Annotated in this window: 25 protein-coding genes; 10 read left to right on the forward strand and 15 right to left on the reverse strand. The window is 57.3% G+C overall.

The window, feature by feature from the left end:
• The first annotated feature begins 97 nt into the window (after nucleotides 1-97).
• Nucleotides 98-1111, forward strand: a complete 1014-nt coding sequence (locus tag AC0B60_RS00500) for a DUF2804 domain-containing protein (RefSeq protein ID WP_465083190.1) — start codon at nucleotides 98-100, stop codon at nucleotides 1109-1111.
• A gap of 8 nt (nucleotides 1112-1119) precedes the next feature.
• Here AC0B60_RS00500 and minE read toward each other — a convergent pair whose 3' ends face one another.
• The 5 genes from minE to AC0B60_RS00525 form a co-directional block, all read right to left on the reverse strand.
• On the reverse strand, nucleotides 1120-1374 hold the full coding sequence (gene minE, locus AC0B60_RS00505) for a cell division topological specificity factor MinE (protein WP_465083191.1): 255 nt from the start codon (nucleotides 1372-1374) through the stop codon (nucleotides 1120-1122).
• Nucleotides 1375-1377: 3 nt separating this feature from the next.
• Entirely contained in the window at nucleotides 1378-2190 is an 813-nt protein-coding gene (minD, locus tag AC0B60_RS00510) for a septum site-determining protein MinD (protein WP_465083192.1), read from the reverse strand.
• A 65-nt stretch (nucleotides 2191-2255) separates the two neighbouring features.
• The gene (minC, locus tag AC0B60_RS00515; RefSeq protein WP_465083193.1) at nucleotides 2256-3026 is read right to left on the reverse strand and encodes a septum site-determining protein MinC; all 771 of its coding nucleotides are present in this window, start codon (nucleotides 3024-3026) and stop codon (nucleotides 2256-2258) included.
• The gene (locus tag AC0B60_RS00520; RefSeq protein ID WP_465083194.1) at nucleotides 3023-3412 is read right to left on the reverse strand and encodes a HopJ type III effector protein; all 390 of its coding nucleotides are present in this window, start codon (nucleotides 3410-3412) and stop codon (nucleotides 3023-3025) included. The genes minC and AC0B60_RS00520 overlap by 4 nt, the downstream gene beginning before the upstream one ends.
• The gene (locus AC0B60_RS00525; RefSeq protein WP_465083196.1) at nucleotides 3409-3690 is read right to left on the reverse strand and encodes a DUF1244 domain-containing protein; all 282 of its coding nucleotides are present in this window, start codon (nucleotides 3688-3690) and stop codon (nucleotides 3409-3411) included. The genes AC0B60_RS00520 and AC0B60_RS00525 overlap by 4 nt, the downstream gene beginning before the upstream one ends.
• Before the next feature lie 124 nt (nucleotides 3691-3814).
• Between AC0B60_RS00525 and dinB the strand changes: the two genes are divergently transcribed.
• Nucleotides 3815-4879: a DNA polymerase IV gene (gene dinB, locus AC0B60_RS00530; RefSeq protein ID WP_465083197.1), complete on the forward strand. Its 1065-nt coding sequence runs from the start codon at nucleotides 3815-3817 to the stop codon at nucleotides 4877-4879.
• Here the strand turns inward: dinB and AC0B60_RS00535 are convergent.
• The gene (locus AC0B60_RS00535) at nucleotides 4854-5429 is read right to left on the reverse strand and encodes a phosphatase PAP2 family protein (RefSeq protein ID WP_465083199.1); all 576 of its coding nucleotides are present in this window, start codon (nucleotides 5427-5429) and stop codon (nucleotides 4854-4856) included. The genes dinB and AC0B60_RS00535 overlap by 26 nt on opposite strands.
• A complete protein-coding gene (locus tag AC0B60_RS00540) occupies nucleotides 5395-6642 on the reverse strand; it encodes a glycosyltransferase family 4 protein (RefSeq protein WP_465083906.1) in 1248 nt (415 codons plus the stop codon). The genes AC0B60_RS00535 and AC0B60_RS00540 overlap by 35 nt, the downstream gene beginning before the upstream one ends.
• A gap of 90 nt (nucleotides 6643-6732) precedes the next feature.
• Between AC0B60_RS00540 and AC0B60_RS00545 the strand changes: the two genes are divergently transcribed.
• From AC0B60_RS00545 to AC0B60_RS00560, 4 genes are all read left to right on the forward strand, one after another.
• A complete protein-coding gene (locus tag AC0B60_RS00545; protein ID WP_465083200.1) occupies nucleotides 6733-7770 on the forward strand; it encodes an NADP(H)-dependent aldo-keto reductase in 1038 nt (345 codons plus the stop codon).
• A gap of 251 nt (nucleotides 7771-8021) precedes the next feature.
• Nucleotides 8022-8336, forward strand: coding sequence for a hypothetical protein (locus tag AC0B60_RS00550; RefSeq protein WP_041333497.1), 315 nt, complete (start codon nucleotides 8022-8024; stop codon nucleotides 8334-8336).
• A 151-nt stretch (nucleotides 8337-8487) separates the two neighbouring features.
• Entirely contained in the window at nucleotides 8488-10710 is a 2223-nt protein-coding gene (locus AC0B60_RS00555) for an acetyl-CoA hydrolase/transferase C-terminal domain-containing protein (protein ID WP_465083202.1), read from the forward strand.
• Nucleotides 10710-11168, forward strand: a complete 459-nt coding sequence (locus tag AC0B60_RS00560; protein WP_465083204.1) for an FKBP-type peptidyl-prolyl cis-trans isomerase — start codon at nucleotides 10710-10712, stop codon at nucleotides 11166-11168. Before AC0B60_RS00555 ends, AC0B60_RS00560 begins: the two co-directional genes overlap by 1 nt.
• Before the next feature lies 1 nt (nucleotide 11169).
• Here AC0B60_RS00560 and AC0B60_RS00565 read toward each other — a convergent pair whose 3' ends face one another.
• Nucleotides 11170-11976 (reverse strand): lysophospholipid acyltransferase family protein, encoded by an 807-nt coding sequence (locus tag AC0B60_RS00565; RefSeq protein WP_465083205.1) that lies wholly within the window; start codon nucleotides 11974-11976, stop codon nucleotides 11170-11172.
• A gap of 36 nt (nucleotides 11977-12012) precedes the next feature.
• Nucleotides 12013-12777 carry a GNAT family N-acetyltransferase gene (locus AC0B60_RS00570; protein ID WP_465083207.1) on the reverse strand — a complete coding sequence of 255 codons (765 nt, stop codon included), beginning with the start codon at nucleotides 12775-12777 and terminating at the stop codon, nucleotides 12013-12015.
• Between the two features lie 299 nt (nucleotides 12778-13076).
• Here AC0B60_RS00570 and AC0B60_RS00575 point away from each other — a divergent pair, with 299 nt between their 5' ends.
• From AC0B60_RS00575 to glpK, 3 genes are all read left to right on the forward strand, one after another.
• On the forward strand, nucleotides 13077-13814 hold the full coding sequence (locus AC0B60_RS00575) for a response regulator (protein ID WP_465083209.1): 738 nt from the start codon (nucleotides 13077-13079) through the stop codon (nucleotides 13812-13814).
• 58 nt (nucleotides 13815-13872) lie between these two features.
• Nucleotides 13873-15447 carry an ATP-binding protein gene (locus tag AC0B60_RS00580; protein WP_465083211.1) on the forward strand — a complete coding sequence of 525 codons (1575 nt, stop codon included), beginning with the start codon at nucleotides 13873-13875 and terminating at the stop codon, nucleotides 15445-15447.
• Between the two features lie 277 nt (nucleotides 15448-15724).
• A complete protein-coding gene (gene glpK / locus AC0B60_RS00585; RefSeq protein ID WP_465083212.1) occupies nucleotides 15725-17206 on the forward strand; it encodes a glycerol kinase GlpK in 1482 nt (493 codons plus the stop codon).
• A 10-nt stretch (nucleotides 17207-17216) separates the two neighbouring features.
• On the opposite strand, the gene AC0B60_RS00590 is transcribed toward glpK, so the two are convergent.
• On the reverse strand, nucleotides 17217-18287 hold the full coding sequence (locus AC0B60_RS00590; protein ID WP_465083214.1) for an ABC transporter ATP-binding protein: 1071 nt from the start codon (nucleotides 18285-18287) through the stop codon (nucleotides 17217-17219).
• A 4-nt stretch (nucleotides 18288-18291) separates the two neighbouring features.
• The gene (gene argF, locus AC0B60_RS00595; RefSeq protein ID WP_465083216.1) at nucleotides 18292-19206 is read right to left on the reverse strand and encodes an ornithine carbamoyltransferase; all 915 of its coding nucleotides are present in this window, start codon (nucleotides 19204-19206) and stop codon (nucleotides 18292-18294) included.
• A 321-nt stretch (nucleotides 19207-19527) separates the two neighbouring features.
• On the opposite strand from argF, the gene grxD reads away from it, so the two are divergent.
• Complete coding sequence (gene grxD / locus AC0B60_RS00600; protein ID WP_465083217.1) at nucleotides 19528-19854, forward strand: Grx4 family monothiol glutaredoxin; 327 nt, start codon at nucleotides 19528-19530, stop codon at nucleotides 19852-19854.
• Between the two features lie 11 nt (nucleotides 19855-19865).
• Here the strand turns inward: grxD and AC0B60_RS00605 are convergent, their stop codons facing one another.
• From AC0B60_RS00605 to AC0B60_RS00620, 4 genes are all read right to left on the reverse strand, one after another.
• On the reverse strand, nucleotides 19866-20609 hold the full coding sequence (locus AC0B60_RS00605; RefSeq protein WP_465083219.1) for an energy transducer TonB family protein: 744 nt from the start codon (nucleotides 20607-20609) through the stop codon (nucleotides 19866-19868).
• A gap of 23 nt (nucleotides 20610-20632) precedes the next feature.
• Nucleotides 20633-22870 carry a DUF1631 domain-containing protein gene (locus AC0B60_RS00610; protein WP_465083220.1) on the reverse strand — a complete coding sequence of 746 codons (2238 nt, stop codon included), beginning with the start codon at nucleotides 22868-22870 and terminating at the stop codon, nucleotides 20633-20635.
• A gap of 281 nt (nucleotides 22871-23151) precedes the next feature.
• Entirely contained in the window at nucleotides 23152-24429 is a 1278-nt protein-coding gene (locus AC0B60_RS00615) for an HlyC/CorC family transporter (RefSeq protein ID WP_465083221.1), read from the reverse strand.
• A gap of 97 nt (nucleotides 24430-24526) precedes the next feature.
• Nucleotides 24527-25333, reverse strand: a complete 807-nt coding sequence (locus AC0B60_RS00620) for a cytochrome C assembly family protein (RefSeq protein ID WP_465083222.1) — start codon at nucleotides 25331-25333, stop codon at nucleotides 24527-24529.
• Nucleotides 25334-25512 lie beyond the last annotated feature (179 nt).

A 25512-nucleotide genomic window follows, 5' to 3' on the forward strand; every position in this document is an offset into this window, starting at 1 on the left:
TACCACGACTGATCTGGTGCCAGCCTGCTATGATCGGGGGTTTGTGAACTGGGTAACTGACTGAATTCCCGACGTTAACATTTGGCCTGAATTGACGATGAATAAAACAAACAAGCGACTGATTGATGGCCGGGGGCGAGTCCCTTTCGGCTTATTGGACACACCGGTGGATATCATCAACTATCGGGACTTCGATCTTCGCACGGTGATGGACAAACCGCGGTCGGCCCTGGCCCGTAAAGCCCGTTTTAATCAGTTTCAGTTCGTCAGTGCGATGTCGCCGGGATGGGTGTTCGGGCTGGCGGTGGTGGACCTGAAACTAGTCAGTACAGCGTTCTTCTACCTATACGATTTCAAGACCGGGCAGATGATGGAGCAGTCCCTGACGCAGCCATTGGCGATGGGGACCCACATTGAGCCCTGGCCCGAAACCGGGGTGACGGAGTTCCGTAAAGGGAGGACATGTGTTCGCATCACGTCGGACGGCCACTCGCGCGGCGTGTCGGTTTCCGGGCCCGATGATCTCCGGATAGCCCTGAAGATAGAAGCGGATACCCAACCTCTGAGGCTGGTGTGCCCGGCCGGTTACAGCGGTTGGGTGTTTACCCGAAAATCAGCGGGTTTGCCGGTGTCGGGAGACATTCGCTGGCAGGGTCAGAACTGGCAATGCGATCCCCGGTCACGCGCAGCCGTCGATTGGAGTTGCGGGTTTATGAGGCGCGAAACCGCCTGGAACTGGGCAAGCCTGGCAGGTGTACTGACAGACGGCCGTGCTGTTGGTCTCAATCTGGCAGCGGGCGTGAATGAAACCGGTATGACAGAAAATGCGCTCTGGCTGGACGGGCGCTGCATCAAACTCGGACAGGCTCGTTTCGTGTTTGATCGCTACGATGAAACCGCACCCTGGCAGATCAGTACGGGCGACGGCAGGGTAGAGCTGACGTTCATGCCTTCGGGGGTTCGGAGGGAGCGACTCAATGCTTTGCTGATCGCGTCCAATTTTCGCCAGTACATCGGCACCTTTACCGGGACTGTCTGCGATGAGAGCGGCGAGCCAGTCCCCGTAGACGGCCTACGGGGACTGATGGAGGATCACTTTGCCCGCTGGTAGCGTACCTGTCAGTGTTCCGGCAGGGTAACGTTCAGTTCCAGTACTGAGCAGCTGTCGTTGCGATCCACTTCTACCTGGACCTGATCATCGCTGATCTGAACGTACTTGCGGATCACCGCAAGCAGCTCTCTCTGCAACTCTGGCAGGTAGTCGGGTTGTTCGCGCTGACCCCGTTCGTGGGCAACAATGATCTGTAGGCGTTCCTTGGCGACGCTGGCGGACCGGTTGCTTTTCTTGCTCTTGAAATAATCGAGGAAACTCATCCGTCAGCCCCCCTTGAACATCCGTGAGAAGAAACCCTTTTTCTGGGACGTCATAAAGCGGTACTCGCGTTCCTCACCCAACAGACGGGCGACAGCATCATCATAGGCCTGCCCCGCATCGCTGTCTTCCTCGAGAATCACCGGAACACCCTGGTTGGAGGCGTTCAGTACTATCTGGGACTCGGGAATCACCCCCAGCAGGGATATGGCGAGAATTTCTTCCACGTCAGCCACGGAAAGCATTTCACCTTTCTCCACCCGGTCCGGGTTGTATCGGGACAGCAGCAGGTGTTCCTTGACCGGGTCCTGGCCCATTTCGGCGCGGCGCGACTTGCTCTGAAGAATGCCGAGAATGCGATCAGAATCCCGCACCGAAGACACCTCCGGGTTGGTGACCACCACGGCTTCGTCGGCGTAGTACAGTGCCATCAGGGCGCCATGCTCAATGCCGGCGGGCGAATCGCAGACGATGTAATCAAAACGTTCGGACAGCTCGTTGATCACCTTTTCAACGCCGTCTTTGGTTAGGGCTTCCTTTTCCCGGGTCTGGGAGGCCGGCAGGATATAGAGGGTATCAACCCGCTTGTCCCTGATGAGGGCCTGGTTGAGGGTGGCTTCGCCCTGGATCACATTCACGAAGTCGTACACCACCCTGCGTTCGCAGTTCATGATGAGATCCAGGTTGCGCAGGCCCACGTCGAAATCGATCACCACGGTCTTGTGGCCCCGCTTCGCCAGGCCGGTGCTGATAGAGGCGCTGGTTGTGGTTTTACCTACGCCACCTTTTCCTGAGGTAACGACAATGATTCTAGCCAAGGTTGCATTCCTGTTTCGCGGTGGATTCGTCGCTTTCCCCGTCTGTGCGGGTAGTTACGTTTTTTTCAGGCCTTCTCCAGTGGCGTTACCACCAGCAGATCATCCCTGAGCTGGATCTGGACGGCGGTTTTCCAGCCGTTGTCCTGAAGATCTTCGGAGATTTTATAGTGTCCGGCGATGGACACAAGCTCTGCTTCAAGAGACTGGCAGAATACCCGTGTATGTTCCGCACCGTGAATACCTGCGAGGGCCCGCCCGCGTAAAGGTCCATAGACATGAACGTTGCCGGCCGCCAGCACTTCGGCGCCGGCCTGAACCGGCGCGAGGATGATCAGGTCACCGTCGGGCGCGTAAACCTGCTGGCCGGAGCGGACCGGCTGGTTGATGATTTTCGCGGGCGCTGGCTCACCGTGGTTTTCGGCCCTGGCGGGGGCCGGCTTTTCGGTGGATTCAGTCGTAGCCGACTCCGCGACTGGCGCGGGGCCGATATCCCGATCACGTTGGTTGCCACCGGGAAGCAGCGCCAGTGAAGCACCACGGGCCAGGCGGCGCTGATCATCGTTGCCACCGCGTACGCCGATGACATGGATATTGTGGCGGCGGCAGGCGCCGATGATCTTGAAGAAATCCAGTTCGCTGCTCAGCCCCTCATACTTTTCCAGGCTGATGATCAGGGGGATGTCCTTGAAGAAGCCGGGTGCCTGGCTGATTTTGTCCCTGAGCGTGCCTTCAAACTCATCGTTGTCAAAAAAATACAGCTCCAGTGCGGTCATGGAAACGTTCGCACTTTTCAGTTGGAAACACTGCTTTACCCCGGATACGGCAGTTTCGCTCATGGATGGGTCTCTTCCGTGGTGTCGTCCTGAGTGGTGCCCGGGCGCTTGCGAAGCGCGGGGCTGTCAAAGCGGATACCGGACCAGCCGGTGCCCATGAATTGGCGGATATTGCCATGGCTTTCACCTGCCGGTTCATCCAGCACCTGCTGGTAGTGTTGAGCAAACAGACGCAAAGTGTCGGATTCGGTCAGGTTGCAGTATTGGGCCAGGGAAAATACCCGACATGAACCGGCATTCTCGCCGGTGCCATTGTACAGCGGTCCGTTGTGGAACCCGGTGGGCTGATAGTCGAAAAATCGGTCAATCAGCGCCAGGGTGTCGTCAAAGTCGCCATGGCCGGCTTCAACCGATGCCAGGTGGATGCGAACCGCGTCATTGACGTTCATGCCTTGTGGTCCTGTTTGGGCCCTTGTTGATAGCGGGCTTTCCACTCTTCATAAGGCATGCCATAGATGATCTCCCGCGCGTCCGGGTCTGACAGCTCGAAGCCTTTGTCGGCGGCCTCGGCGCGATACCATTTGGAAAGGCAATTGCGACAGAACCCTGCCAGGTTCATCAGGTCAATATTCTGGACCTCGGTGTGCTCGCGCAGATGGTTAACCAGCGTTCGAAACGCGGCGGCTTCGATTTCCGTCTGCGATTGTTCTGGGATCGGGTTTGTCATGATTGCTCACACCTGTCGTTGTCGTCGTTGGGAGTCGCTACTCGGAGCTCCTGACATTCTCAGCATGTTACCGTAAGATACAAGGCTGTACATATGTACAGATAATTTACTTGATTGAAGAGTCATGGCCCAGCGCAAGATTATCCATGTAGATTGCGACTGCTTCTACGCCGCCGTGGAAATGCGGGACGATCCCTCATTAAGGGAGGTTCCGCTGGCAGTGGGTGGTGAAGGTGGTCGCGGAGTGGTCACCACCTGCAACTATAAAGCAAGGGCCTTTGGCGTGCGGTCCGCCATGCCCGGCGGCGAAGCCCGGCGCCTGTGCCCCGGCCTGGTGACCGTGCCGCCGGATCTGGCCCGCTACCGGGCGGTGTCGAAACAGGTGATGGCCATCCTGAGGGAGTTGACCGATCTGGTGGAGCCGCTGTCGCTGGACGAAGCTTTCCTGGATGTCAGCGAGGTAACCGAGCATAAAGGCAGTGCCACGCTGATGGCGCAGTACCTGCGCAAGCGAGTGAAAGACGAGGTGGGTATCACCATTTCTGCCGGCGTTGCTCCCAACAAATTCCTGGCGAAGATTGCCAGTGACTGGAAAAAACCAGACGGTCTGTTTGTGATCCGCCCGGAGGACGTTGAGGGTTTCGTTCAGGACCTGAAGGTCGAAAAGCTTTTTGGCGTGGGGCAAGTGACCGCTGGCAAACTTCACGCGATGGGCGTTGCCACCTGTGGCGACATTCAGGCGCTATCCGCTGAGGCCCTGCCGGAGAAGTTCGGCAAGCAGGGGTACCGGCTGCGGGAAATGGCGTTCGGCCGTGATGACCGGGATGTGGTGGTGTCGCGCATCGCCAAGTCTGTCAGCGTGGAACGGACCTTTTCCCAGGACCTGCCGGACAAGCGCGCCTGCGAGTCGGTGATGGCCTCGCTGGTGGCCGACCTGAACCTCCGGCTCAGCCGCAAGGCCGGCCGAAAACCCATTCACAAACTGTTTATCAAGATTCGTTACAGCGACTTCTCCACCCATACCCTGGAGCGTGTGCGCGACCGGATTCAGCAGCCCGAACTGGAGGACTATCAGCCGCTATTGGATGAATTGGTGACGGATACGGGCCGCCCGGTGCGCCTGTTGGGGCTGGGCGTGCGCTTTCGCAGTGATGAGTCGCCGGTTATGCAACTGCGGCTGTTTGAATAAACAGGTCGTAAAAGCCGTTAACCGAAGCCAGGCCTAAGACGCCGCCAATCAAGGCGCCTGCCGCCACGTCGCTGGGATAATGAAGGCCGAGCACGACCCGGGAAGCGGCCACGCTCAAGGTGAAAGGTAGTAACAGCCAGGCCATCTCCGGCGCCGTCATGGCGAGCACCGTGTTGAAGCAGGCTGCGTGTAAGGTGTGGCCGGACGGAAAGCTGTAGCGATCCAGGGGCGGTGTGCCGCAATTTATCGACGGAAACGATATAAACGGGCGTTCGCGGATCAGCCAACGCTTCAGCAGCTTGTAGGTGATGGTGCAGGTCAGACCGGTGGCCACCATCAGCAGCGCGATGGCGAGCCCGGTCTGAGGCATAAGCACGGGCATCGACAGGATGACCAGATACCATAGCCAGCCATCACCCAGCCGGCTGACAATCTTGAAGTACCCCTGCACCGGGCGAAACCGCAGGGACCGATTGATGGACTGGCAGAGGGCAAACTCCCTCTGATCCACCAGGTTAAAGAAGCGAGATGCCTTGCTTGTGGAGGGCATTGTAGCTATTCCTCAGTGGCTGGTTCAGTATCAGGTGTTCGAACTGCTCAACCTGTGCGGCCCAATTCAGGTCCAGCGCGTCCAGGCGTGCCTGCGCCCGTATCCTGTTCATCAGGGTTGGCTGGTCGGCCAGGCGCAGGGCATGGTCGACAAAGCCGTCGTCGTTGCTGAGTTGAGCCTTCATGCCGTTGTCTTCATGGCGGATATGTTCGCTGGCGGCGGCATCGTCAAAAGCAACCACCGCCAGGCCACTGGCCATGGCTTCAGTAACCACGTTGCCGAAGGTGTCGGTCTTGCTGGGGAACAGGAAAATGTCACCGGAGGCATAGTGCCGGGCCAGATCTTCGTCACGGCGGGTTCCGGCAAACACGTAATCCGGATGGCGTTCGGCCAGGCGCTTGCGCATCGGCCCATCACCCACGAGTATGAATTTCGCGCAGGGGTGCAGACCGCGGATACGCTCAAAGCATGACACTGCCATCTGAAGGTTTTTTTCCGGCGCGAGGCGGCCAACATAGAGTACAGCCCGGTCGTTGGCATGTAGCCCCCATTGCTGCCGGAGCACCATGTCCCGTTTGTGGGGCGAAAAATGGGTGCAGTCAACGCCGCGGCTCCATATGGATGTTGGGTGAATGCCCATGTCATGGGTTGTCTGAGCGATTTTCCGGGTTGGCACCAGTGTTATGGCTGTCCTGTTGTGAAACCAACGGCCGTAGCTGCACAACAGTTTCTCCAGGAACCCCGCGCTGTAGTAGCGGCTGTAGGCATGGAAATTGGTGTGGAAGCCGGAACTGACCGGAACGCCGGCCCGTCTGGCGGCCGCAACAGCCGCTACCCCAAGGGGCCCCTGGGTGGCAACGTAAACGGCGTCCGGGCGCTGATGCTTCCAGAGTGAGGCCAGGAAGCCCGGCCGGGTCATTCCGAACCTTAAGTCGCTATAACCAGGCAGTGGCAGGCCGGTCACCACTTGCTCGTCGGAAAACGGGCATTCCCCGGCACCTTCGAAACGTCCTTTTGATTCATGGCGCTGGCGGGGGCGGATGACCGTTACCTTGTGGCCGCGTTGCATCAAGCCCAGGCACAGGTGCCTGAGAGTGTTCGCCACGCCATTGATTTCCGGAGGAAAGGTCTCCGAAACAATGGTAATGTGGCGCTTGCGCCCTGAAGCCTGGGTGGCTCTCATCACGGTGTTACCTGTGGTTTCCTCTTTCATGCCTCCACTATGGAAACCTGGCATGACAGTTCCGGGACAGTCCCGTGACAATCCCTTTACCTTTTTCAGCAATCAGATTCGGGAGTACGCATGAAAACCCGCAAGCTCGGCAGGACCGACATTGATGTAAGCGAAATTTGCCTGGGTACCATGACCTGGGGCGAGCAAAATACCGAACAGCAAGCGTTTGAGCAGCTGGACCTGGCCACCTCCGAGGGCATTAATTTTATCGATGCTGCGGAGATGTACCCCGTGCCGCCGCGGGCTAAAACCCAGGGTCTCACGGAAAGCTATCTGGGTAACTGGCTGGCGAAGCGGGGCCGCCGCGATGACCTGGTGATTGCTTCCAAAGTCGCGGGGCCGGGCAATGGGCTGGATTACCTCCGGGATGGCCCGCGCCTGACCCGGGACCATATCCGTCAGGCCTGTGAAGACAGCCTGCGCCGGCTCAAGACCGATTATATCGACCTCTATCAGGTGCACTGGCCGGATCGAAATGCCAATTTCTTCGGCAAGCTGGGATATCGGCACAGTGTGGACGAGCAGGCTACCCCTATTGAAGAGACGCTGGGCACGCTGGCTGAACTAGTCAAGGAAGGCAAGGTCCGCCACGTAGGAATTTCCAACGAAACTCCATGGGGAACGAGCGAATACCTCAGGCTGGCTCGAGAGCGTGACTGGCCCAGGGTTGTCAGCGTGCAGAATCCCTATAACCTGCTCAACCGGACCTTTGAAGTGGGAATGGCGGAAATTGCCTGCCGTGAGCAGGTTGGCCTGCTGGCCTACTCACCGCTGGCCTTCGGCATGCTCTCAGGCAAATATCTCGACGGCAAGCGCCCGGAAGGTGCCAGGATGACCCTGTTTGAGCGCTTCACCCGGTACACCAGCGGTCGCGGTGCCGAGGCGACTCGTGCCTACGTAGACTTGGCAGCCAGCCACGGTCTGTCACCGGTGCAGATGGCGCTGGCGTATGTGACCAGCCGTGATTTCGTCACCAGCAACATTATTGGAGCTACGACGCTTGAGCAGCTTCGTGAAAACCTGGGGTCGGCGTCTGTGTCCCTGAGCGAGGAGGTGCTTGGGGCGATAGAGAACCTTAACCAAGTGTACACATATCCCTGCCCCTAGTCCTGCAAGGGTTACGGATTATTAACAACTCCTGCCGTACAGCCCCCTCTTTGACCGTTACTGGCGGCATAGTGGGGGCTACTTACAGTTTGCAACAGAGATTGCTGTTTTCTTGACAAAAATGCGGTGATTCTGTGACAAAAAAGCGGCACTTTTGTGGGCAAAATCACATCTTTCCGACCTTTAATCATTAGACTTAAGCATTACATGACAGTAGAATTCCGTTTCGATTACAGGTCGCCAGAATTATTATGATTATCCGTATCTTCGTCGCACTTCTTGCCCTCAACATGATCGCCTTCGTCGTTCGCGCTGAAGCTAGCGAGCGTGTGTTTGCAGACGAAGTCCCGGCCGAGAACGTGTATCAGCTCCAGGAAGAAATGTCGGGCGACTTCGAGCGTGAAGAATCCGACATGTATGCCACCATTGGCTCGCGCCTTCTGAGTCTCAGTCTCAGCGGCTCAGATTCGGGAAAGAAGTCCTATGCGTCTGATCGTGCCAAGCCGGACCACGGTATTGCATTACTTGAAGAAGGCGCCTGCCTCAACCTTCGCTGGAACTTCTGAGCCCTCACCGTTGTTTCATCCCCTCGAATCCTGACTGACCTCCCACGAATCCGCGCCAACGTTTATCTGTCTCTGCGCATTGCCTGTCACAATGGCACATGTGATTATCCGTATCGGTAAGCATTCTGACGGCAACTGAGGGAGTAACACTATGGCCGCGATGGTGGAGGAACAACTGCCAGTAACGCTCACGGACAGCGGTGCCTGTGTGGACGAGCTGATTCGCCGGGTGGGTAAGCGCATTACACTGGGCCTGCCACTGGGGCTTGGCAAACCCGTACGTTTTGCTAACGCCCTCTACCAGCGAGCCAAGGACGATCCGTCCATAGAGCTCCATATTGTCACGGCGCTATCCCTGACCGCGCCCGGTGGCAGTTCATCTCTGGAAAAGCGGTTCATGGGGCCGTTTGCCGAACGCCTGTACGGGCGAATTCCGGAACTGGACTACGCACGGGACGTGATTCGCCAGCGTTTACCCGACAACGTGCGGGTGTCCGAATTTTTCTTCAAGGCCGGGTCCTTCCTGAATAACAAGGACCAGCAGCGTAACTATGTCTGCACCAATTACACCCACGCCGTGCGTGACCTGATGGCACTGGGCGTCAACGTCGTGGGCCAGATGGTAGCCCCGGCGACCGAACCGGATCAGGAAGGCTACGTTAGCCTGAGCTGCAATCCGGACCTGAGCCTGGACCTTCTGCCCCTGTTGCGGGCGCGGGAAGCGGCCGGAACACCCGTGGCGTTGGTGGCAGAAACCAACAGCCATCTGCCATTCCTGGGCAACGATGCTGCGGTCGAGAAAGACCAGTTTGACATCGTCCTGGAGCACGCAGCCTCCGACTACCCCCTGTTCTCGGCACCGCAAATGGCGGTCAGCCCGGAGGATCACCTCATCGGGTTCTACGCCAGTGCGTTGCTCCGGGATGGAGGAACCTTGCAGGTGGGAATCGGCTCGCTGGGCGCGGCGCTGGTGCACAGTGCCATTCTGCGGCATCGACATAACGGGCACTGGAGGAAAGTGTTCGATCACCTGAAGGTGGCGGACCGCTTTCCGGTGGTTTCTGAGTACGGTGGCACTGATGCCTTCAAGGAGGGGCTCTACGGCTGCAGCGAAATGATGGTGGATGGCTTTATTTACCTCATGGAAGCGGGTGTCCTGACTCGCGAAGTGTTTGATCATGCCGAATTGCAAACGTTGATAAATCGGGGAGAGCTTACCCAAAATGTCTCTCTGGACTCCCTCGATGTCCTGCGTCGGGAGCAGTTGATTGATTCGCCGTTGCGGGCCAGGGACGTGCAGTGGCTGTGTCGTTACGGCATCCTGAATCCGGAGGTTGAGTTCAAGGGTGGGCGACTGAGTGTGGGGGACCAATCCCTGGACCCGGATCTGGACAGTGAGGAGGCGAGAAGCGCCATGGAGTCGCTGGCCCTGGGAACGTCACTGACGGGAGGGGTTGTGGTGCATGGTGGCTTCTTCGTTGGCCCCGAAGCGTTCTATCAGCGGTTGCGGGACCTGTCACCGCACGACCGCCAGCGCATCTGCATGACCAGTGTCAACTACATCAACCACCTGTACGACCACGAGTTTGGCAATCAACGCCTGAAAGTTGCACAGAGGATGCATGGCCGGTTTATTAATTCGGCAATGATGCATACGCTCAGTGGTGCGGCGGTGTCCGATGGGCTGGAAGACGGGCGAGTGGTCAGTGGTGTTGGCGGCCAATACAACTTTGTGGCCATGGCCCACGAACTGCAGGGCGCCCGGTCCATCCTGACCCTGCGCAGTACCCGTACGTCCGGTGAGAAAACACTGTCCAATATTGTATTCAGTTACGGGCACTGCACTATCCCCCGTCATCTTCGCGACATTGTGATCACCGAGTACGGTATCGCGGATCTGCGTGGCCAGTCCGACGAGCAGGTATACCTGCGATTGATCCGCATCGCGGACTCACGGTTTCAGTCTGATTTGCTGAAGCAGGCCCAGAAAGCGGGAAAAGTGGATGCGTCGTTCCGTCTGCCTGAGCAGTGGTGCAGTAACACGCCAGAGGTGGTTGGAGAGGCCATAAAGGTTGCTGGAGACACAGATATGTTTCCAGCGTTCCCGTTCGGGCGGGACTTTACCGACGAGGAGCTTCGTTTGGGCAAGGCGTTGCAAACACTGAAGGCCGCAACGGCTACCCGTCGTGGTAAACTGTTGACTTTGTGGCGCGCCGTCAAGGCAAGCGACGATGAAGATCGCTACCAGCCTTTGCTGGAGCGCATGAGCCTGGATAAGCCCCGGAGCCTGAAGGCGAGACTGGACCGGCGCCTGGTCATCCATGGCCTGAATCTGACTGATACACCCCCGAATACAGGAAACACAAACGCCTGATGCAAAAACCTGCTGTATTAACCGTCCATTATGTCCTCAAGAACAAGCTCGGTGAGCTGGTTGACACCTCCGAGGGTAGCGAGCCGCTTCATTTCCTGGAGGGCAGCCCGGAAATCATCCAAGGCATCCAGAAAGCGGTGAAAGACCGTAATGTCGGTGATTGCCTGGAAGTGACCGTGCCGCCGGCCATGGCGTACGGCGAACATAATCCGGAACTGATCCGCAAAGTGCCCCGCTCTATGTTCGAGGGGGTGGAGAACCTGCAGGTAGGGATGAAGTTTCAGACCAATGCCGGCGACACGGCCCAGGTCGTGCAGGTGGTGAGCATCGATGGCAATCTGGTGCGGGTGGACGCCAATCATCCGCTGGCGGGTTTTACTCTGTACTTTGATCTGGAAATTATCGGTAAGCGCGAAGCCACGGAAGAGGAAATTAACGCCGGCCATCCGCTGAGCTGAGTTATGTCTTCGGGCCGGCAATCGCTGTCGGCCCGCCTGAAGCGTGATCTGAAAGGCGTCCTGCCTGAATCTGCTGCAATCCATCGTGTACCGTCTGCCGTAGAGCCCGCGTTATATCCGCCAAATCCGTGTTTTTATCAACGGTCACCACCGGATGTGCAATAACACCAACCTCGACCGCCGGCTGGCGAAGCATGCGAACTAGGTGATGCTGAAATTCATCGTCGCCGATAAACGGCGCCAAATGGTCGGGGTGGCCGTTCCTCAGGTAGCCAATGCTGAGAGGCTGTATGTCGACGCCCGCATCCGCCGCAGCGTGAAGTAGGCGGCTATGGAAGGGCAGGACCGTTACTCCGGCTGTGGTAGTACCTTCCGGAAACACCAGCACCGACTGACCGTTCAGAAGGGTGCTGGTAACTTCGTGGCGAGCCTTGTCGGCCTTGCCGCTGCCGCGCTGAATGAACAGCGTGCCCGCCTGTGTGGCCAGCCAACCGATCACCGGCCAGCGGCCGACTTCCGCTTTAGACAGGAAGCGCAGGGGCACCTGTCCGCCTAGTACAGGGATGTCCGACCAGGAGATGTGGTTGCTGACATAGAGCACAGGCCTCTCGCTGAAGGTGCCCTGCGTGGACATGCGAAAACCAAGGCAGCGACTGGCCCCGTTGAAGCAGATACGGGCGAAGGGCGCGCGGTCAATGCGGCAGCGGAACAGGGCCTCAGCCAGTAGCAGGGTGCCGGCAAGCGTTGCCGTCAGGCCCATGAAGCCGGTAAATAGTGCCAGTCTTGTTGTCAGACGTATCAGTTCCATAGCCAATCCTCCGTTTGCCAGGTAGGTCTCAGTCGCCTATTGGGCCTGTTTGCGCATGAAGTGGCGGCTGTAGCGACTGGCCAGGTTGTTGACGTCCAGCACCACCAACAGGTCTGCGCAACGGAAGTCCGGGTCCCAGCAGGGCTCGCCACAGACGCGGGCGCCGAGGCGCATGTAGGCCTTGATCAGAGCGGGAACGTCCACGGGGCGGTCTTCGCTGACGGCGTGGGTCAAGTGCGGCAGTGCCCGCAACGGGGTTACCCGGTACTCCTCGCCGGCCAGAAATTCCCGCTGCAGGTAGCGGGCTATACGCCAGGCTTTCAGACCGCCATCAGACATACCGATACTGGCGCAGCCAATCAGGTAGTCAACGTTTCGCGATACCAGGTATTCCGCAACGGACGCCCACAGCAGGCTGATGGTCGCGCCGTTACGATAGTCCGGGTGCACACAGGTTCTCCCAAGCTCGGCAACGGTCCCCGGGAGTTGGTAGAGGGACGAGAGTTCAAACTCACCTTCGGAATAGAAACCACCGGCTTGCATGGCCTGACTGTGGTGGAGCACTCGTGTTGTGGCCACCAGTTCGCCGGTATTCTCGTCGGTGACAATCAGGTGATCGCAGAATCGGTCAAACTCGTCCGCATCAATGCCAGGGACGGTAGCACCCAGGTCAGAACCATACTCTTCCGAAAAAACCTGATAGCGCAGTTTCTGGGCGGACTCAACGAGATCCGATTGTTGGGTGATGACGGTTTGAAGCCGTCGGGCCGAGCGTGACAGGCGGGCAGTCTGGGCGTTCATGGCAATGCCTCTTTGTTTCCACTTTTCGACAAGGCTATGAATCCGGTGTGACATCGGAATGAACGTGGGATGACGACTTTGTGACAAGTCCCGTTACCGGTGCGGCACTGTGACCTTAGTTACGGGCTGTAACGAACAGGCAGTTCCATGTATATTTCTGAATAGCATGTATAATTGCTGTTACAGGAGGTAGCCTGTATTGTCAGTTGGGTAGCTGATCTTCTGACAGGCAGCTCTGTTTCGGCCAGGAGGGGTGAAGTTGGCCGGACGTTTCAGAAACCGGAAAAACAAAATCAGAGATGGATGGCGTGGAACAGACGAACGAAAGTTGGCGGATTCTTATAGTCGAAGATGATGAGAGGCTGGCAGAACTGACCAGGGAGTACCTGGAGAGTAACGGTTTGACTGTCGCCATCGAAACCCACGGTGGAAGCGCGGTGGAGCGCATCCGCAAAGAGCAGCCGGACCTGGTCGTGCTTGACCTGATGTTGCCAGGTGAGGATGGGCTGTCTATCTGCAGGCGTGCGCGACCTTTTTATCCGGGGCCCATTATCATGCTCACCGCCCGTACGGACGATCTGGACCAGGTGCTCGGCCTGGAAATGGGTGCCGACGATTACATCGGTAAGCCGGTTCAGCCAAGGGTGCTGCTGGCGAGAATTCGCGCCTTGCTGAGGCGGGTGACCGAGAATGGCTCGGTGGCTGCCGAAGAGGGTAGCGGTGAAGAACCGGTCAGACTGCAGTTCAACAATCTGGTGGTGGACAGGTCAATGCGCGAGGCGTGGTTGAGCGACGAAAGTATTGATCTCACCAGCGCTGAATTCGACCTGCTTTGGCTATTGGCGAGTAATGCCGGTCGCGTGCTCAGTCGTGAGGAAATCTTCACCGCCCTGAGAGGGATCGAATACGACGGTCAGGACCGCTCGATCGATGTCCGGGTTTCAAGGATACGTCCAAAAATTGGCGACGATCCCATCCACCCGAGGCGCATTAAAACCGTACGCAGCAAAGGCTACCTGTTCGTAAAGGAAGCCTGACTGTTCAGTCTCTGGCGCTGGCCCGGCGGGGCCGGCGTTCATTGCCAGGGTTATAGCAATGCCCCTCAAGTTTTTTCTCAAGCTTTACGCCCGGCTGATTGGTCTTACCTTTCTGATTCTCCTGTTTTGCGCCGCGTTGTTCCTGGGTGTGAATTCCGTCAGGGAGCAGTATTGGCAGGAGCGTTTTTCCGAACCGCTGTTACGTTGGCTCGTTGCGACACCCTATCCTCAGCAGCAGTACCCCTGGCTTGAGTCTTTCTACGATTTTCGGGTGACGCCGCCCGGTAACCTGTCGGTATCCGATGTCATCATGGAGCGTCTTTCCTACGGGCAGGTAGTGTCGATGGACACCAGTATCGGCCAGCAGGTTATGGTCCAGAACGATAGCGGTGGGATCATCGATTTGCGATTCCGGGACATCTACAGTGATGTGGCCGAAGCAACCGCTCTCATCGCGCGCCTGCATCTTGATAGCATGTCTTCTGACGGTCGGGAAGGTGCCATGTCGCAGCTTTCCGATACGCTCGGGGTAGAGCTGATGCCGGTTCGGGATCAGGCTGAACTCCCGGATTCCGAGGTTCTGGAACGGGTCTCCGAGCGGGGTATCTCGCTGTACCATCATCCCTCCCGGGATCGTGCCCAGGTGTTGATCCGCCTGGAAGACGGCACTCTCGTGGACATGGCCATGCCTTCGCTCTTCAATCCCTGGGCGTGGCCGGTAATGCTGCTACTGCTCGTTGTCGCGGGAAGTGTGCTCGCACTGGCTCTCTATCTGGCGCTAAGGGATGTGGACAGCAATCTCCGGGCCGTGGAGTCGGTGGCAATCCGTATTGCCCGGGGCGAGATGGGCGCGCGGGTGGATGCCGGCGACAGTCGCCTTGTGTCCCGGCTGGCGGCCGCCTTCAATAGTATGGCGGAGCATATCCAGCGTCTTGTGGGAGTTCAGCGGGAAATGATCCACGCGGTTTCTCATGAATTGAGAACACCGGTCGCCCGTATTCGATTCGGTGTCCAGATGATCGAAAGCGCCAACTCTCCGGAGGCGCTCCAGAAGCAGCTCGACGGCATTGACGGCGACATCCAGGAGCTCGATGAGCTGATCGATGAAATCCTTACCTACGCCCGGTTGGAACAGGGTGGCCCCGTATTTGCGCTTCAGGAGCAATCGGTGAGTGATATCGTTCGTCAGGTTGTGAGCGAACAACAGATGATCCGCCCGGATCACATCATCGCGGCAGGCATTGACGATGAGTCCGAGCGCTGGTCGCTGTCTGACGTGGAGCCGCGATATCTGCATCGGGCGGTTCAGAATCTGGTAGGAAATGCCGCCCGTTACGCGGCCGGGCGCGTGAATGTCCACTGCCAGTTTGATGAGGATAATTGCCGCATCGATGTGGAGGACGACGGTCCTGGTATACCCGAAGAGGATTGGGAAAAAGTGTTTACCGCCTTTGCCCGCCTTGACGACAGTCGTACCCGAACTTCGGGCGGTTATGGTCTCGGCCTCTCTATTGTCAGAAGAATCCTCTACTGGCATGGCGGGCAGGCGTTTGTCAGCCGCAGCGACGAGCTAGGTGGAGCCCGCTTCAGTCTGGTCTGGCCGCGTAAGAAGCCGGTGGAGCACACTCTGTGAGCGGTTTTGTGACGCGACTCTCAGCCCCTAACCTGATGTAACAAATGCGCAACACAACCTCAACTGAAGGCCTGGCAATCTGAGCCGATACTAAGAGTGTAAGGGATGACTTTAGAGGTTGTAGTTCTTACGAACTTTCCTTGTTTCATTCGTCATTTGAGGGCCGGTTTTCCGGCCCTTTTTTTATGCCCGGCTTTTGCCATAGCGTTCTTACCAATCCTTTGAGAAGATTGCAGCATTGAATAGAACAATGCTGAAGCACCTGAAAGGACGCCCCATGACCCAGCACCTGCTCGCCATCGATCAGGGGACCACCAGTTCCCGCGCGATCATTTTCAATGCCTCAGGCCAATCTATCGCCACGGCGCAACAGGAGTTCCACCAGTACTTTCCGAAAGATGGCCAGGTGGAACACGAGGCCGACGAAATCTGGCAGAGTACATTGGCGGTGTGCCGGGAAGTCCTCGAGTCGTCAGGGCTGGATGCTTCAACCCTGGCAGGTATCGGCATTACCAATCAGCGGGAAACCACGGTGATCTGGGACCGGAAAACCGGAGAGCCAATTCACCGCGCGATTGTCTGGCAGGACCGGCGCACGGCGTCTGTTTGCACCAAGCTCAAATCCGATGGTCATGAAGGCACAGTGGTTGAACGCACGGGCCTCTTGATCGACCCGTATTTCTCCGCCACCAAGATTGCCTGGATACTCGACCATGTCGACGGTGCCCGCCGGAGGGCGGAAGCCGGCGAGCTTGCCTTCGGTACTGTGGACTGCTGGCTGCTCTGGAATCTGACCGACGGACGCTCCCATAAGACCGATGCCACCAATGCCTCGCGCACGGCGTTGTTCAATATCCATAATCAGCAATGGGACGACGAATTGCTGGCTCTGTTCCGGGTTCCTCGGGCTCTGTTACCGGAGGTGCTCGATTCCGCAGCGGACTTCGGTACCACCGACAAGCAATGGCTGGGAGCCCCGGTGCAGATCGCCGGTATTGCGGGCGACCAGCATGCGGCACTGATCGGACAGGCCTGTTTTGAGCCCGGCATGGCGAAAAGCACCTATGGCACTGGTTGTTTTCTGATGCTGAACACCGGCGAAAAGGCGCTGCGCTCCGAAAACCGGTTGTTGACAACCATGGCCTATCGTTTGAACGGAAAGCCGTGCTACGCCATGGAAGGCAGCATCTTTGTCGCCGGCGCCGCCATGCAATGGCTCAGGGACGGGTTGAAGCTTATCAGCCACGCCAGTGAATCCTCAGATTATGCATCGGAGGTGGGGGCGGAGAACCCTGTTTACCTGGTGCCGGCCTTTACCGGGCTGGGTGCTCCACACTGGGACCCCCATGCCCGTGGGGCAATTCTCGGCCTTACCCGGGATACAGGAATCGGCGAGATTGTCACGGCCGGCCTACAATCTGTGTGCTATCAGACCAAGGACCTGATCCGCGCCATCCAAAACGATGGTGCGTCCCTGCAGGCACTGCGGGTAGATGGTGGCATGGTGGTCAACGATTGGGTGATGCAATTCCTGGCGGACATCCTCAACGTGCCGGTGGATCGCCCGCAAGTGATTGAGACCACGGCACTGGGCGCGGCCTATCTGGCTGGTTTGCAGACCGGTGTTTACCAGGGGCTGGATGAGATAGCGCAACTTTGGGAGCGTGAGTATCGCTTCGAGCCCGCCATGAAGCCGGCATTGCGGGAAACCCTATATGCCGGTTGGCTGGATTCCGTGGAACGGGTTTGTAATAACTGAAGTTCTGGTGTCAGGTTCTCTCGAAGGCGATCAGGTGGTCTGCCTCCACCCGGACTGGCACATGTTCACCCAGATGAAAGTCCAGATGGCTCCGGAACAGAGCTTCGAACTCGGTGTCTTCCGAGCAGCGAAAGCGATAGAGTGTGGAGGTGCCGGCAAAGGTCTTTTCCACCACCTTTGGCTTGAGCTCAGAGCTGGCATCGTAAACGATGTCGTCTGGCCGGATCAGCACGTCGACCAGTGTGCCGGGTTGCCAGGTGTAGGCGCGGTTGCCGCGGATAACCCCCAGCTCGGACTCAATCGTGTCCGGCCCCAGCGCTTTTCCTGGGACGAACCCTCCCTGGCCTACAAAGCCCGCAACAAAGCGGTTGGCGGGTTCGTGGTAGAGGTTGTAGGGCACGTCCCATTGCTGTATTCCGCCATCTTTCAAAACCGCCACCTGGTCACACATGGCGAAGGCTTCCTGTTGATCATGAGTGACCAGGATGGCGCTGATGCCGAGTGTCTTGAGGATTTCCCGCACATCCAGGCTGAGTCGGCGACGCAGGTCTGCGTCGAGATTTGAGAACGGCTCGTCCAGCAGTATTAACGTGGGTTCCGGTGCCAGGGCACGGGCAAGCGCCACCCTTTGTTGCTGTCCACCCGACAGCTCATGGGGGTAGTTGTCGGCGAGGTCCTGCAAGTGAACCACCTTAAGCAACTCGGTGACTTTCTGATGTTTTTCCTCGCGATCCTCTCTGCGCAAGCCGAAGCCGACATTTTCGGCAATCGTCAGGTGTGGAAACAGGGCGTAGTCCTGAAACACCATGCCGATTCTGCGCTTCTCGGGGGCGAGAGTACGGCCGGGCAGGCTGATGGAGCTGGACTGCAGGCAGATTTCACCGGTATTGATGGGAAGAAACCCTGCCAATGCCCGGAGGATAGTGCTTTTTCCGCAACCGCTGGGGCCCAGCAGGCAGCCGATATCGCCGTGGCTAAGAGCAAAGTTGACGTTCCTGACCACTGAGCCATCGCCATACCCGCAGGACAGGTTGTTTACTTCCAGCAGCCAGTCAGCAGGCTGAACCAGGCTATCGGTCATTCGGTCAGTCCAGTCGATTGAGGATCAGGAATTCCAGCAGCGCTTTCTGGGCGTGTAAGCGGTTTTCGGCTTCGTCCCAGACTACAGAGCGCGGGTGGTCCATCATGTCTGCGGATATTTCCTCGCCACGGTGCGCGGGCAGGCAGTGCATGAAGAGGGCGTCCTTGTCCGCCATCTTCATCAGTGAGGGATTGATCTGGTAGTTCTGGAAGGCTCTTTGACGGGCTTTCTGTTCATCTTCCTGCCCCATGGAAGCCCAGACATCCGTGACCAGGAGATCGGCGCCTCTGGCAGCTTCAGCCGGATCATGAACCACAGACACCCGTTCCTGGTGGGCTTTCAGCAATTCGCTGTCAGGTTCGTAACCCTCCGGGCAGGCAACGCGGAGCTTAAAGTCGAACTGGGTTGCTGCATTGATGTAGGACTGGCACATGTTGTTGCCATCGCCAATCCAGGCAACGGTGCCGCCGCGAATGCTGCCGCGATGCTCCCGGTACGTTTGCATATCGGCCAGTAGTTGGCACGGGTGGAAGTCATCTGTCAGGGCGTTGATAACGGGTACCCTGGAGGCCGCCGCGAATGCCTCGACCGTATCGTGAGAAAACGTCCGGATCATGACAGCGTCCACCATACTGGAAATCACGATGGCGGAGTCTTCAATAGGCTCTCCTCGTCCGAGTTGGGTATCACGAGGAGAGAGGAACAGGGCAGCGCCACCGAGCTGGGTCATGCCAGCCTCGAAGGACACCCGTGTACGGGTTGACGACTTCTCGAAGATCATTGCCAGGACACGATTCTTCAGGGTTTCGCGCACTGCGCCCTGGCGCCAATCGTTGCGTAGTTTAGTGCCGTGGTCGACCAGACTTTCAAGCTCGTCGGAGCTTAAGTCATTGAGTGTGAGAAAATGTCTTACTGCCATGGGGTGGCCCTTAATTAATCGATAACCCTATCCATGAAATCCGGGATCTATTCGTGGTTACAACCGGCCCGTGGTGGTCATTGTCCTGAAACGGCAATACGCCAGCGCGCGGTGAGGGCCGCACTGGCGGGAAATACGGAAACGGAGGTTGCCTGATTGCCTGAAAGGCAGGGGCTCAAGTCTAGCCCGTCAAGGGGCGGAAGACAACGCCAGAGCATGCGCAGGTGCCAGGTGGTGTTTGGTGAGCGTCCCGGGACGTGTACAATAGTGCCAGGTATGTCGCAACCGGGCGACCCCGTTTCCAATGAGAGGTGAGAGTTCATGGACATCAACGAAACCATCAAGAGCCAGCTTGAGGAAAACGCCATCATCCTCTATATGAAAGGCACTCCACAGGCTCCGCAGTGCGGTTTCTCAGCGAAAACCGTTCAGGCACTAATGGCATGCGGCGAGCGGTTCGCTTTCGTGAACATTCTTGATAATCAGGAATTGCGTGAAGGCCTCAAGGTCTATTCCAGCTGGCCCACTTACCCGCAGCTTTATATCAAAGGTGAGCTGGTGGGCGGCTGCGACATCATTCTTGAAATGTCAGAAAGTGGTGAGCTGACCGAGCAGGTCAAGGCCGCTGCGAAACAGGCAGAAGCCTGAGTTAACTGCGTTTAAAGTCGTTCCGGGGCGAAAATGAGTTCGACCCGGAACTGCTTCCTTCCTGAGTATTCTTTCGGTGGTTTTGGGTAAGGGCTGGCTAAAAGGGCAGCCTGATAAATCGCTCGGTCTATGTCGTTGAAACCCGTCGATTTGGTGACCTTGGCGCCAGTAAGTGCTCCACTTGGCAATAGTCTCAGATCGAGCTGACTGATCACCGGCTCGGTAACACTGCGGCTGGAAGGAACCGGTCGTTTGCCGAGTTCCTCGCCAATGTGTGCGGCCAAACTTGCCATATACGGGTCCACATCTCGTGGAGACGGTGTTGTCCGAGTGATCCTTTCCGGCGTGTTTTCCACCGGTTGCTCCGGGCTACCTGCGGTAGTAGCGACCGAGTCCCGCGAGGGCGTTGAGCGTACAGTTGGTTCTTTGTTCCGGGGATGACTGGTATCAATTTGAGGTGATTCCACAGCCACGGAGTCACTCTGGTTGCTGATAGGCGATGGTGCAGTCGGGATGGTGTTGCGGTCAGGAGCGCTCTTGCGAGTCGGCGATGTAACGCTGGCGACGGATTCGGGCAAGGGAGCACTGCCAGGGCTAACCAGTTCCACTTTCACGGTCTGACGATGGCTTTCCACGTCTGGAGCCGTAAAAGGAATGCTGGCCATTATCAGGGTATGAAGCAGCAGGGCAACCGATATCGCCAGGGTGATTCGGTATTTGTCCGGGAGGCCGGTAACGCTGCCATACTCCAGCATTGTTGCTCAGGCGCTCCCGGTGCTTATCCTGCCTTGGTTCGCAGGCTGCCCACAACGGCGTCCAGCGCCCGGTCAATCAGAGCTCCCTGCTCAAGGACGGTCAAGCGGCCGCGCCGCATCTCATGGGCCAGATCGGTGCGGGTTTTCTCGATCACCTTGAGCCCCATGCGATTCACGAACACAAAGCAGTCTGCTTCCTCAATGATGGCGGACAGCTTGCAGCGGAAGCTGGCGCCATTGACCAGATTGAACTCCACCCAGTTGCCGATTTCAATAGCATCAATCTGTGCCACGTATTCGGCGATGGCGGCGTCCTCAAGCTCCTGTTGACGCTCGATGGCGGTCTGATGGGCTGTGGGGATGTCTTCTTCAGGCTCCGGTTCGGGAGCGTCTTCCATGGCCTCGGCCAGCGCGTTGGCCCGGAAAGCTTCCGTTAACTCGTGTTTGAGATCCGCCATCATCTCATCCAGCTTGGATGAATTGTAGGAAACCTCTTCAAGCCCGGCCCGGAGTGACTTCAGCAGGCCGGGAACCACGCGAACCCACTGATCCCGCTCTTCATCTTCCTGATGCGGATGTAGGCACCAAATGAGGTCGTCCACTACACGGACGGTCTGTAGCCAGCGGTGTTCCACATCGTCCCTCAGGTAGGCCAGGAACATCACTCGGCTCCAGCCGTTGATCAGAATGTTCCGAACCGGTTCCTGAAGCTTGTATCGGGCCAGCTTTTTCTGCAGCAGCTGATCGACGGTTTCCTGAGCCTTTTGCGACTTGATGCGTCCGCGCTCGGATTCCCGGGTGCGCTGCTCCACCAGGGAGGACTTGCGGTTTTCCCTTGCCAGGAACTGTTCGAACTCCTCGCCCAGGGTCTCAAAGAGTGTTACGTCGCCATCGAATTCGTTCAGTATGCGAACGACTATGGCGTGGATCTGTTCGTACAGCTTGTCGCGGGTTTTCTCGTCACTCTCGCTCCAGCCAATGCCAGCTCGTGCCAGGGAGTTCAGCAGGCGGCGGGCTGGGTGAGTTGCTTTGCTGAAGAATGACTTGTCCTTGATAACCACCTTGAGGATGGGGATCTGCAATCGGCTGATCAGGACCTGCACGGGCGCCGACAGGTTGTAATCGTCGAGAATGAATTCAAACAGCATGGACACGAGGTTGATCAGGTCCTCGTCCATTTCCGCCAGTGCCGGTTTTTTGCCATCGCTGGTCGTTCCAGCCTGTGCCAACAACTGTTGGACAACCTGGTGCAGGTCAACCATCACCGGCTCGCCGGCACTCAGGTTGCCGCTGATCTGTTCACCGGGGGGCTGTTGGGGAAGTGAGCCGAGCATGCTTGCCAGTTCCGCTCCTCCAACGACATGAATATTGGGGTCGGATGCCCGCGGCGGAATACCTGCGTTGGCGCGCTGGAGAGCCAGCATCTGCCGAATCTGGTCAAACATGGCACCTTCGTGGTGCCCTTGCTGACTTTCTGCAGCAGAGGGTTCGATGGTCGCTCCGGCGTCCCCTGTTTCGTCAGAGTGGGTGCCGGGTGCTGTCTTGCTCTGCTGCTTGCCAGCCTTACCGTGGTAGCGGAAATTCGGAATCACGCCAGCCTGGATGAGAATTCGGTTGGCTTCGTCCAGCAACATGCCCAGGTTGGAAACAACGTACCGATCAAATTGCTTGAGCAGGATCAGGCGCTCGCGAATCTGGATTTCCAGAGCCTGGATGGCTTCCACAAAGGCGCCGCAGAGATGCTCTGGCGCCATGGGATTAACCGGTGCCTCATCACTGGCGCCCGGATAAACCACGCTGAAGCGGGTCTGAAGTTGCAGCAGGGGGCCCTGAAAGTGCACCTTGGACTTGGTGATCATGGCATTGAGGGCAACCTGTTCTTCCAGGTCATCGTCGCCAACCAGCGACAGACTGTCTGAATTGGTCTGGCTGGCAAGGCTTTCATCGGCTGCCACGCTGCCGCTTTGAGGTGGATCGGCAAACAGTTGTGCTACCGCATTCTGAAAATGGCGCTCTACACCCTTCCGCTTGATGCGGATTTCGCGCATAGCCTCGAAATAGCGGTTCTGCTCGTTGTTGCTCCTGGCATTGTTTGCCAGTTCGAACAGCGAGTCATCAACTGCATCAAATGCACCCTGCAACAAATCCCCCAGTCCAGCAACGACAGTGTCGCGAATGCGGACCACCTGCGCAGGTACGGGATTTGAGCTCCCTGCCTCCCGGTGCTCGCGGAGATAATGTATGCCGGACTGCTTATTCATGGCCGACTCCTGTGTACGCCTCAACCGGATACATGACCGAGCTTACAGCTGTATTTTTTCTTTATACGTTAAACTTACCGCATTTTAACACACGGTAACATGACCAAACGCTAACAAAACCCACTAAAGTTCCAAAGCACCCTAAGGAACGGCGGATCGTATGCCTTCCGGCATGTCGTTATTTTTTCGCGTGACTTCAGTCTTGGGTGGAACCGCATTTCGGTCAAGAGAAATATTAAAATTTGATCTTTCTAAACAGTCAGGCGTTATAGCCAGATGATCTAGCTCGTAGCGCGCTTTTTCTTCTTTTTAGGATGAACGATTGCAGCCTTGACCACATTGTCCTTGATTTGGAGCACCTCGACGCGGTGCCCACCTACTTTCAGGCACACGTTGGTGTCCGGGATGTTTTCCAGTGTTTCGGTGATAAGGCCGTTGAGTGTTTTGGGTCCGTCAATGGGCAATTTCCAGCCAAGGGTTTTGTTAATGGTCCGTACGGCGGACGTGCCATCGATTATGTACGTACCATCGTCCTGGGGAATGATGTCGGGGCTGGTGGCGGCGTAATCGGTGGTGAATTCGCCAACGATTTCCTCAAGGATGTCTTCCAATGTCGCCAGGCCGAGCACCTCTCCGTATTCATCAACAACGATACCGAAGCGTCGTTTCTCCTTCTGGAAATTGATCAGCTGGGTGTTGAGGGGGGTGCTTTCCGGAATGAAATAGGGCTCACGGCACAGCTGCATTAGCATGGCCTTGTTGATTTCATCGTGAAGCAGGAGTTTTGAGGCGTTGCGCAGGTGAAGTACACCCTGGATGTTGTTAATGTCCCCCTTGAACACCGGCAGACGGGTATGCTGGCTGCTTCGCAGTTGGCGCAGGATGGTGTCCAAATCATCGTCCAGATCGATGCCGACCACCTCATTGCGTGGCACCATGATGTCGTTCACGGTCACTTTTTCAAGATCCAGGATGCTGACCAACATATCTTTGTGTTTTGCTGGGATAAGCGCACCCGCTTCATTAACGAGGGTTCTCAGTTCTTCGCGGCTGAGGTGCTCGTTGGCGGCATCGTCGGCGGACACGCCGATGATCTTCAGGATGGCGCCCGTAAACAGATTGACCGCCCAAACTACGGGATAGAGTATTTTGAGTAGCGGCCCGAGTACGTGACTGGCTGGAAAGGCAATCTTTTCGGGAAACAGCGCAGCGAGGGTTTTGGGCGTGACTTCCGCAAAGATCAGGATGACGATGGTCAGCAGGACGGTGGCGATGGCAATTCCGGCGTCGCCCCATATGCGGATGGCAATCACCGTGGCGATGGCTGAGGCAAAGATGTTAACAAAGTTGTTGCCGATCAGGATGACGCCGATGAGCTGATCGGTTCGATTTAGGAGAGACTGCGCTCTCCGGGCACCTCTATGGCCAGTCTTGGCCATGTGCTTCAGTCGGTACCGGTTCAGTGACATCATCCCGGTTTCAGAACTGGAGAAAAAGGCGGAAAGCAGGATAAGCCCTGCCAGGATAATGAACAGCGCGGTAAGCGATGTTTCGTTCAAGACTGAATGTCCTTATGTTGCCGGCAAGTTGGGAAAATAGGCGGTTGAAAGTCGGGGTGTCAAGTTGGCGTCTGTCTGGGGCTGATTCTTGGTAGCGTCAGCCGCCCCGGTGAAAAATCAGTTCCAGTACGAACTTGCTGCCATAGAAGGCGAGCATCAATAGGGCGCAGCCGGCCAGTGTCCAGCGGCTGGCGGTAATGCCGCGCCAGCCCTTTGTGTAGCGCCCGATCAGTAATGCGATGAAGACGATGAGTGACAGCAGCGAAAACAGCGTTTTGTGGGCCAGGTCCTGGGCGAACAGATCGTTAATGAACAGAGCGCCGGTCACAATGGCCAGAATCAGCATGACCACACCTGCCCACACCAGCTCGAACAGCAGTGACTCCATGGTCTGGAGCGGTGGCAGGTTGCGAATCAGGACGCTGTTATAGTTTTGTTTGAGCTGGCGGTTCTGTAGGTAGAGCAGCACCGCCTGTATGGCGGCCAGCGTAAACAGACTGTAGGCTGTCACCGACAGTGCTATATGGGAGAGCATGCCGTAGCTGTCTTCTGGCACCAGCCGGGAAGAGGAATGTGTGATCAGGCTCATGATGATCGTCAGTGCTGCCAGCGGGTAAACACCGAGGAAAAGGCTTTGTACCGGTTTGCGAAGGTTGAGGGCAAGCAACAAAAAGGCGATCAGCCAGGAGATAAGGACAGAGCTCTGGAAGAAGCCGAAATCGAAACCGCCTTCGCGATGGACGGTCTGTGCAATCAGCAGGCCATGTGCTGTCAGGGCCAGCAAGCCGATAAGGGTGGTGATGGCAATGCTGGTGTGTACCCGTCCCCGGAAGCTGAGAGCCTGGAGGGCGGTACCTACGCTGTAAAGTAATAACGAAGTGACCGCGAGGATCAGCGTTCCCATGACGTCCTTTTTATAACCACTTTCTGACTCGAGATCGGCGAGGTTCCACACCGATTTGACCGGGCTGGTCGTTTCAGGGCGATAGTCTGGTTATAATGTCGCGATTATGCAACAGGAATCAAGGAGCCCGATCGGGTTCCGGTATTTCATGCAACCAATTTATTCGGGTACGGAAGAGC

Source organism: Marinobacter sp. V34, assembly GCF_055524115.1.

What these genes read in the sequence shown, in the direction of transcription:
- minE (WP_465083191.1), bottom strand. Translation starts at nt 1,374, where the DNA reads ATGAGTTTCCTCGATTATTTCAAGAGCAAGAAAAGCAACCGGTCCGCC.
- AC0B60_RS00535 (WP_465083199.1), bottom strand. Translation starts at nt 5,429, where the DNA reads ATGCCCTCCACAAGCAAGGCATCTCGCTTCTTTAACCTGGTGGATCAG.
- AC0B60_RS00620 (WP_465083222.1), bottom strand. Translation starts at nt 25,333, where the DNA reads ATGGGAACGCTGATCCTCGCGGTCACTTCGTTATTACTTTACAGCGTA.
- AC0B60_RS00540 (WP_465083906.1), bottom strand. Translation starts at nt 6,642, where the DNA reads ATGAAAGAGGAAACCACAGGTAACACCGTGATGAGAGCCACCCAGGCT.
- AC0B60_RS00605 (WP_465083219.1), bottom strand. Translation starts at nt 20,609, where the DNA reads ATGCTGGAGTATGGCAGCGTTACCGGCCTCCCGGACAAATACCGAATC.
- AC0B60_RS00555 (WP_465083202.1), top strand. Translation starts at nt 8,488, where the DNA reads ATGGCCGCGATGGTGGAGGAACAACTGCCAGTAACGCTCACGGACAGC.
- AC0B60_RS00570 (WP_465083207.1), bottom strand. Translation starts at nt 12,777, where the DNA reads ATGAACGCCCAGACTGCCCGCCTGTCACGCTCGGCCCGACGGCTTCAA.
- AC0B60_RS00590 (WP_465083214.1), bottom strand. Translation starts at nt 18,287, where the DNA reads ATGACCGATAGCCTGGTTCAGCCTGCTGACTGGCTGCTGGAAGTAAAC.
- dinB (WP_465083197.1), top strand. Translation starts at nt 3,815, where the DNA reads ATGGCCCAGCGCAAGATTATCCATGTAGATTGCGACTGCTTCTACGCC.
- AC0B60_RS00560 (WP_465083204.1), top strand. Translation starts at nt 10,710, where the DNA reads ATGCAAAAACCTGCTGTATTAACCGTCCATTATGTCCTCAAGAACAAG.
- AC0B60_RS00520 (WP_465083194.1), bottom strand. Translation starts at nt 3,412, where the DNA reads ATGAACGTCAATGACGCGGTTCGCATCCACCTGGCATCGGTTGAAGCC.
- minC (WP_465083193.1), bottom strand. Translation starts at nt 3,026, where the DNA reads ATGAGCGAAACTGCCGTATCCGGGGTAAAGCAGTGTTTCCAACTGAAA.
- AC0B60_RS00580 (WP_465083211.1), top strand. Translation starts at nt 13,873, where the DNA reads ATGCCCCTCAAGTTTTTTCTCAAGCTTTACGCCCGGCTGATTGGTCTT.
- AC0B60_RS00610 (WP_465083220.1), bottom strand. Translation starts at nt 22,870, where the DNA reads ATGAATAAGCAGTCCGGCATACATTATCTCCGCGAGCACCGGGAGGCA.
- grxD (WP_465083217.1), top strand. Translation starts at nt 19,528, where the DNA reads ATGGACATCAACGAAACCATCAAGAGCCAGCTTGAGGAAAACGCCATC.
- argF (WP_465083216.1), bottom strand. Translation starts at nt 19,206, where the DNA reads ATGGCAGTAAGACATTTTCTCACACTCAATGACTTAAGCTCCGACGAG.
- AC0B60_RS00575 (WP_465083209.1), top strand. Translation starts at nt 13,077, where the DNA reads ATGGATGGCGTGGAACAGACGAACGAAAGTTGGCGGATTCTTATAGTC.
- AC0B60_RS00565 (WP_465083205.1), bottom strand. Translation starts at nt 11,976, where the DNA reads ATGGAACTGATACGTCTGACAACAAGACTGGCACTATTTACCGGCTTC.
- AC0B60_RS00545 (WP_465083200.1), top strand. Translation starts at nt 6,733, where the DNA reads ATGAAAACCCGCAAGCTCGGCAGGACCGACATTGATGTAAGCGAAATT.
- glpK (WP_465083212.1), top strand. Translation starts at nt 15,725, where the DNA reads ATGACCCAGCACCTGCTCGCCATCGATCAGGGGACCACCAGTTCCCGC.
- AC0B60_RS00500 (WP_465083190.1), top strand. Translation starts at nt 98, where the DNA reads ATGAATAAAACAAACAAGCGACTGATTGATGGCCGGGGGCGAGTCCCT.
- AC0B60_RS00550 (WP_041333497.1), top strand. Translation starts at nt 8,022, where the DNA reads ATGATTATCCGTATCTTCGTCGCACTTCTTGCCCTCAACATGATCGCC.
- AC0B60_RS00525 (WP_465083196.1), bottom strand. Translation starts at nt 3,690, where the DNA reads ATGACAAACCCGATCCCAGAACAATCGCAGACGGAAATCGAAGCCGCC.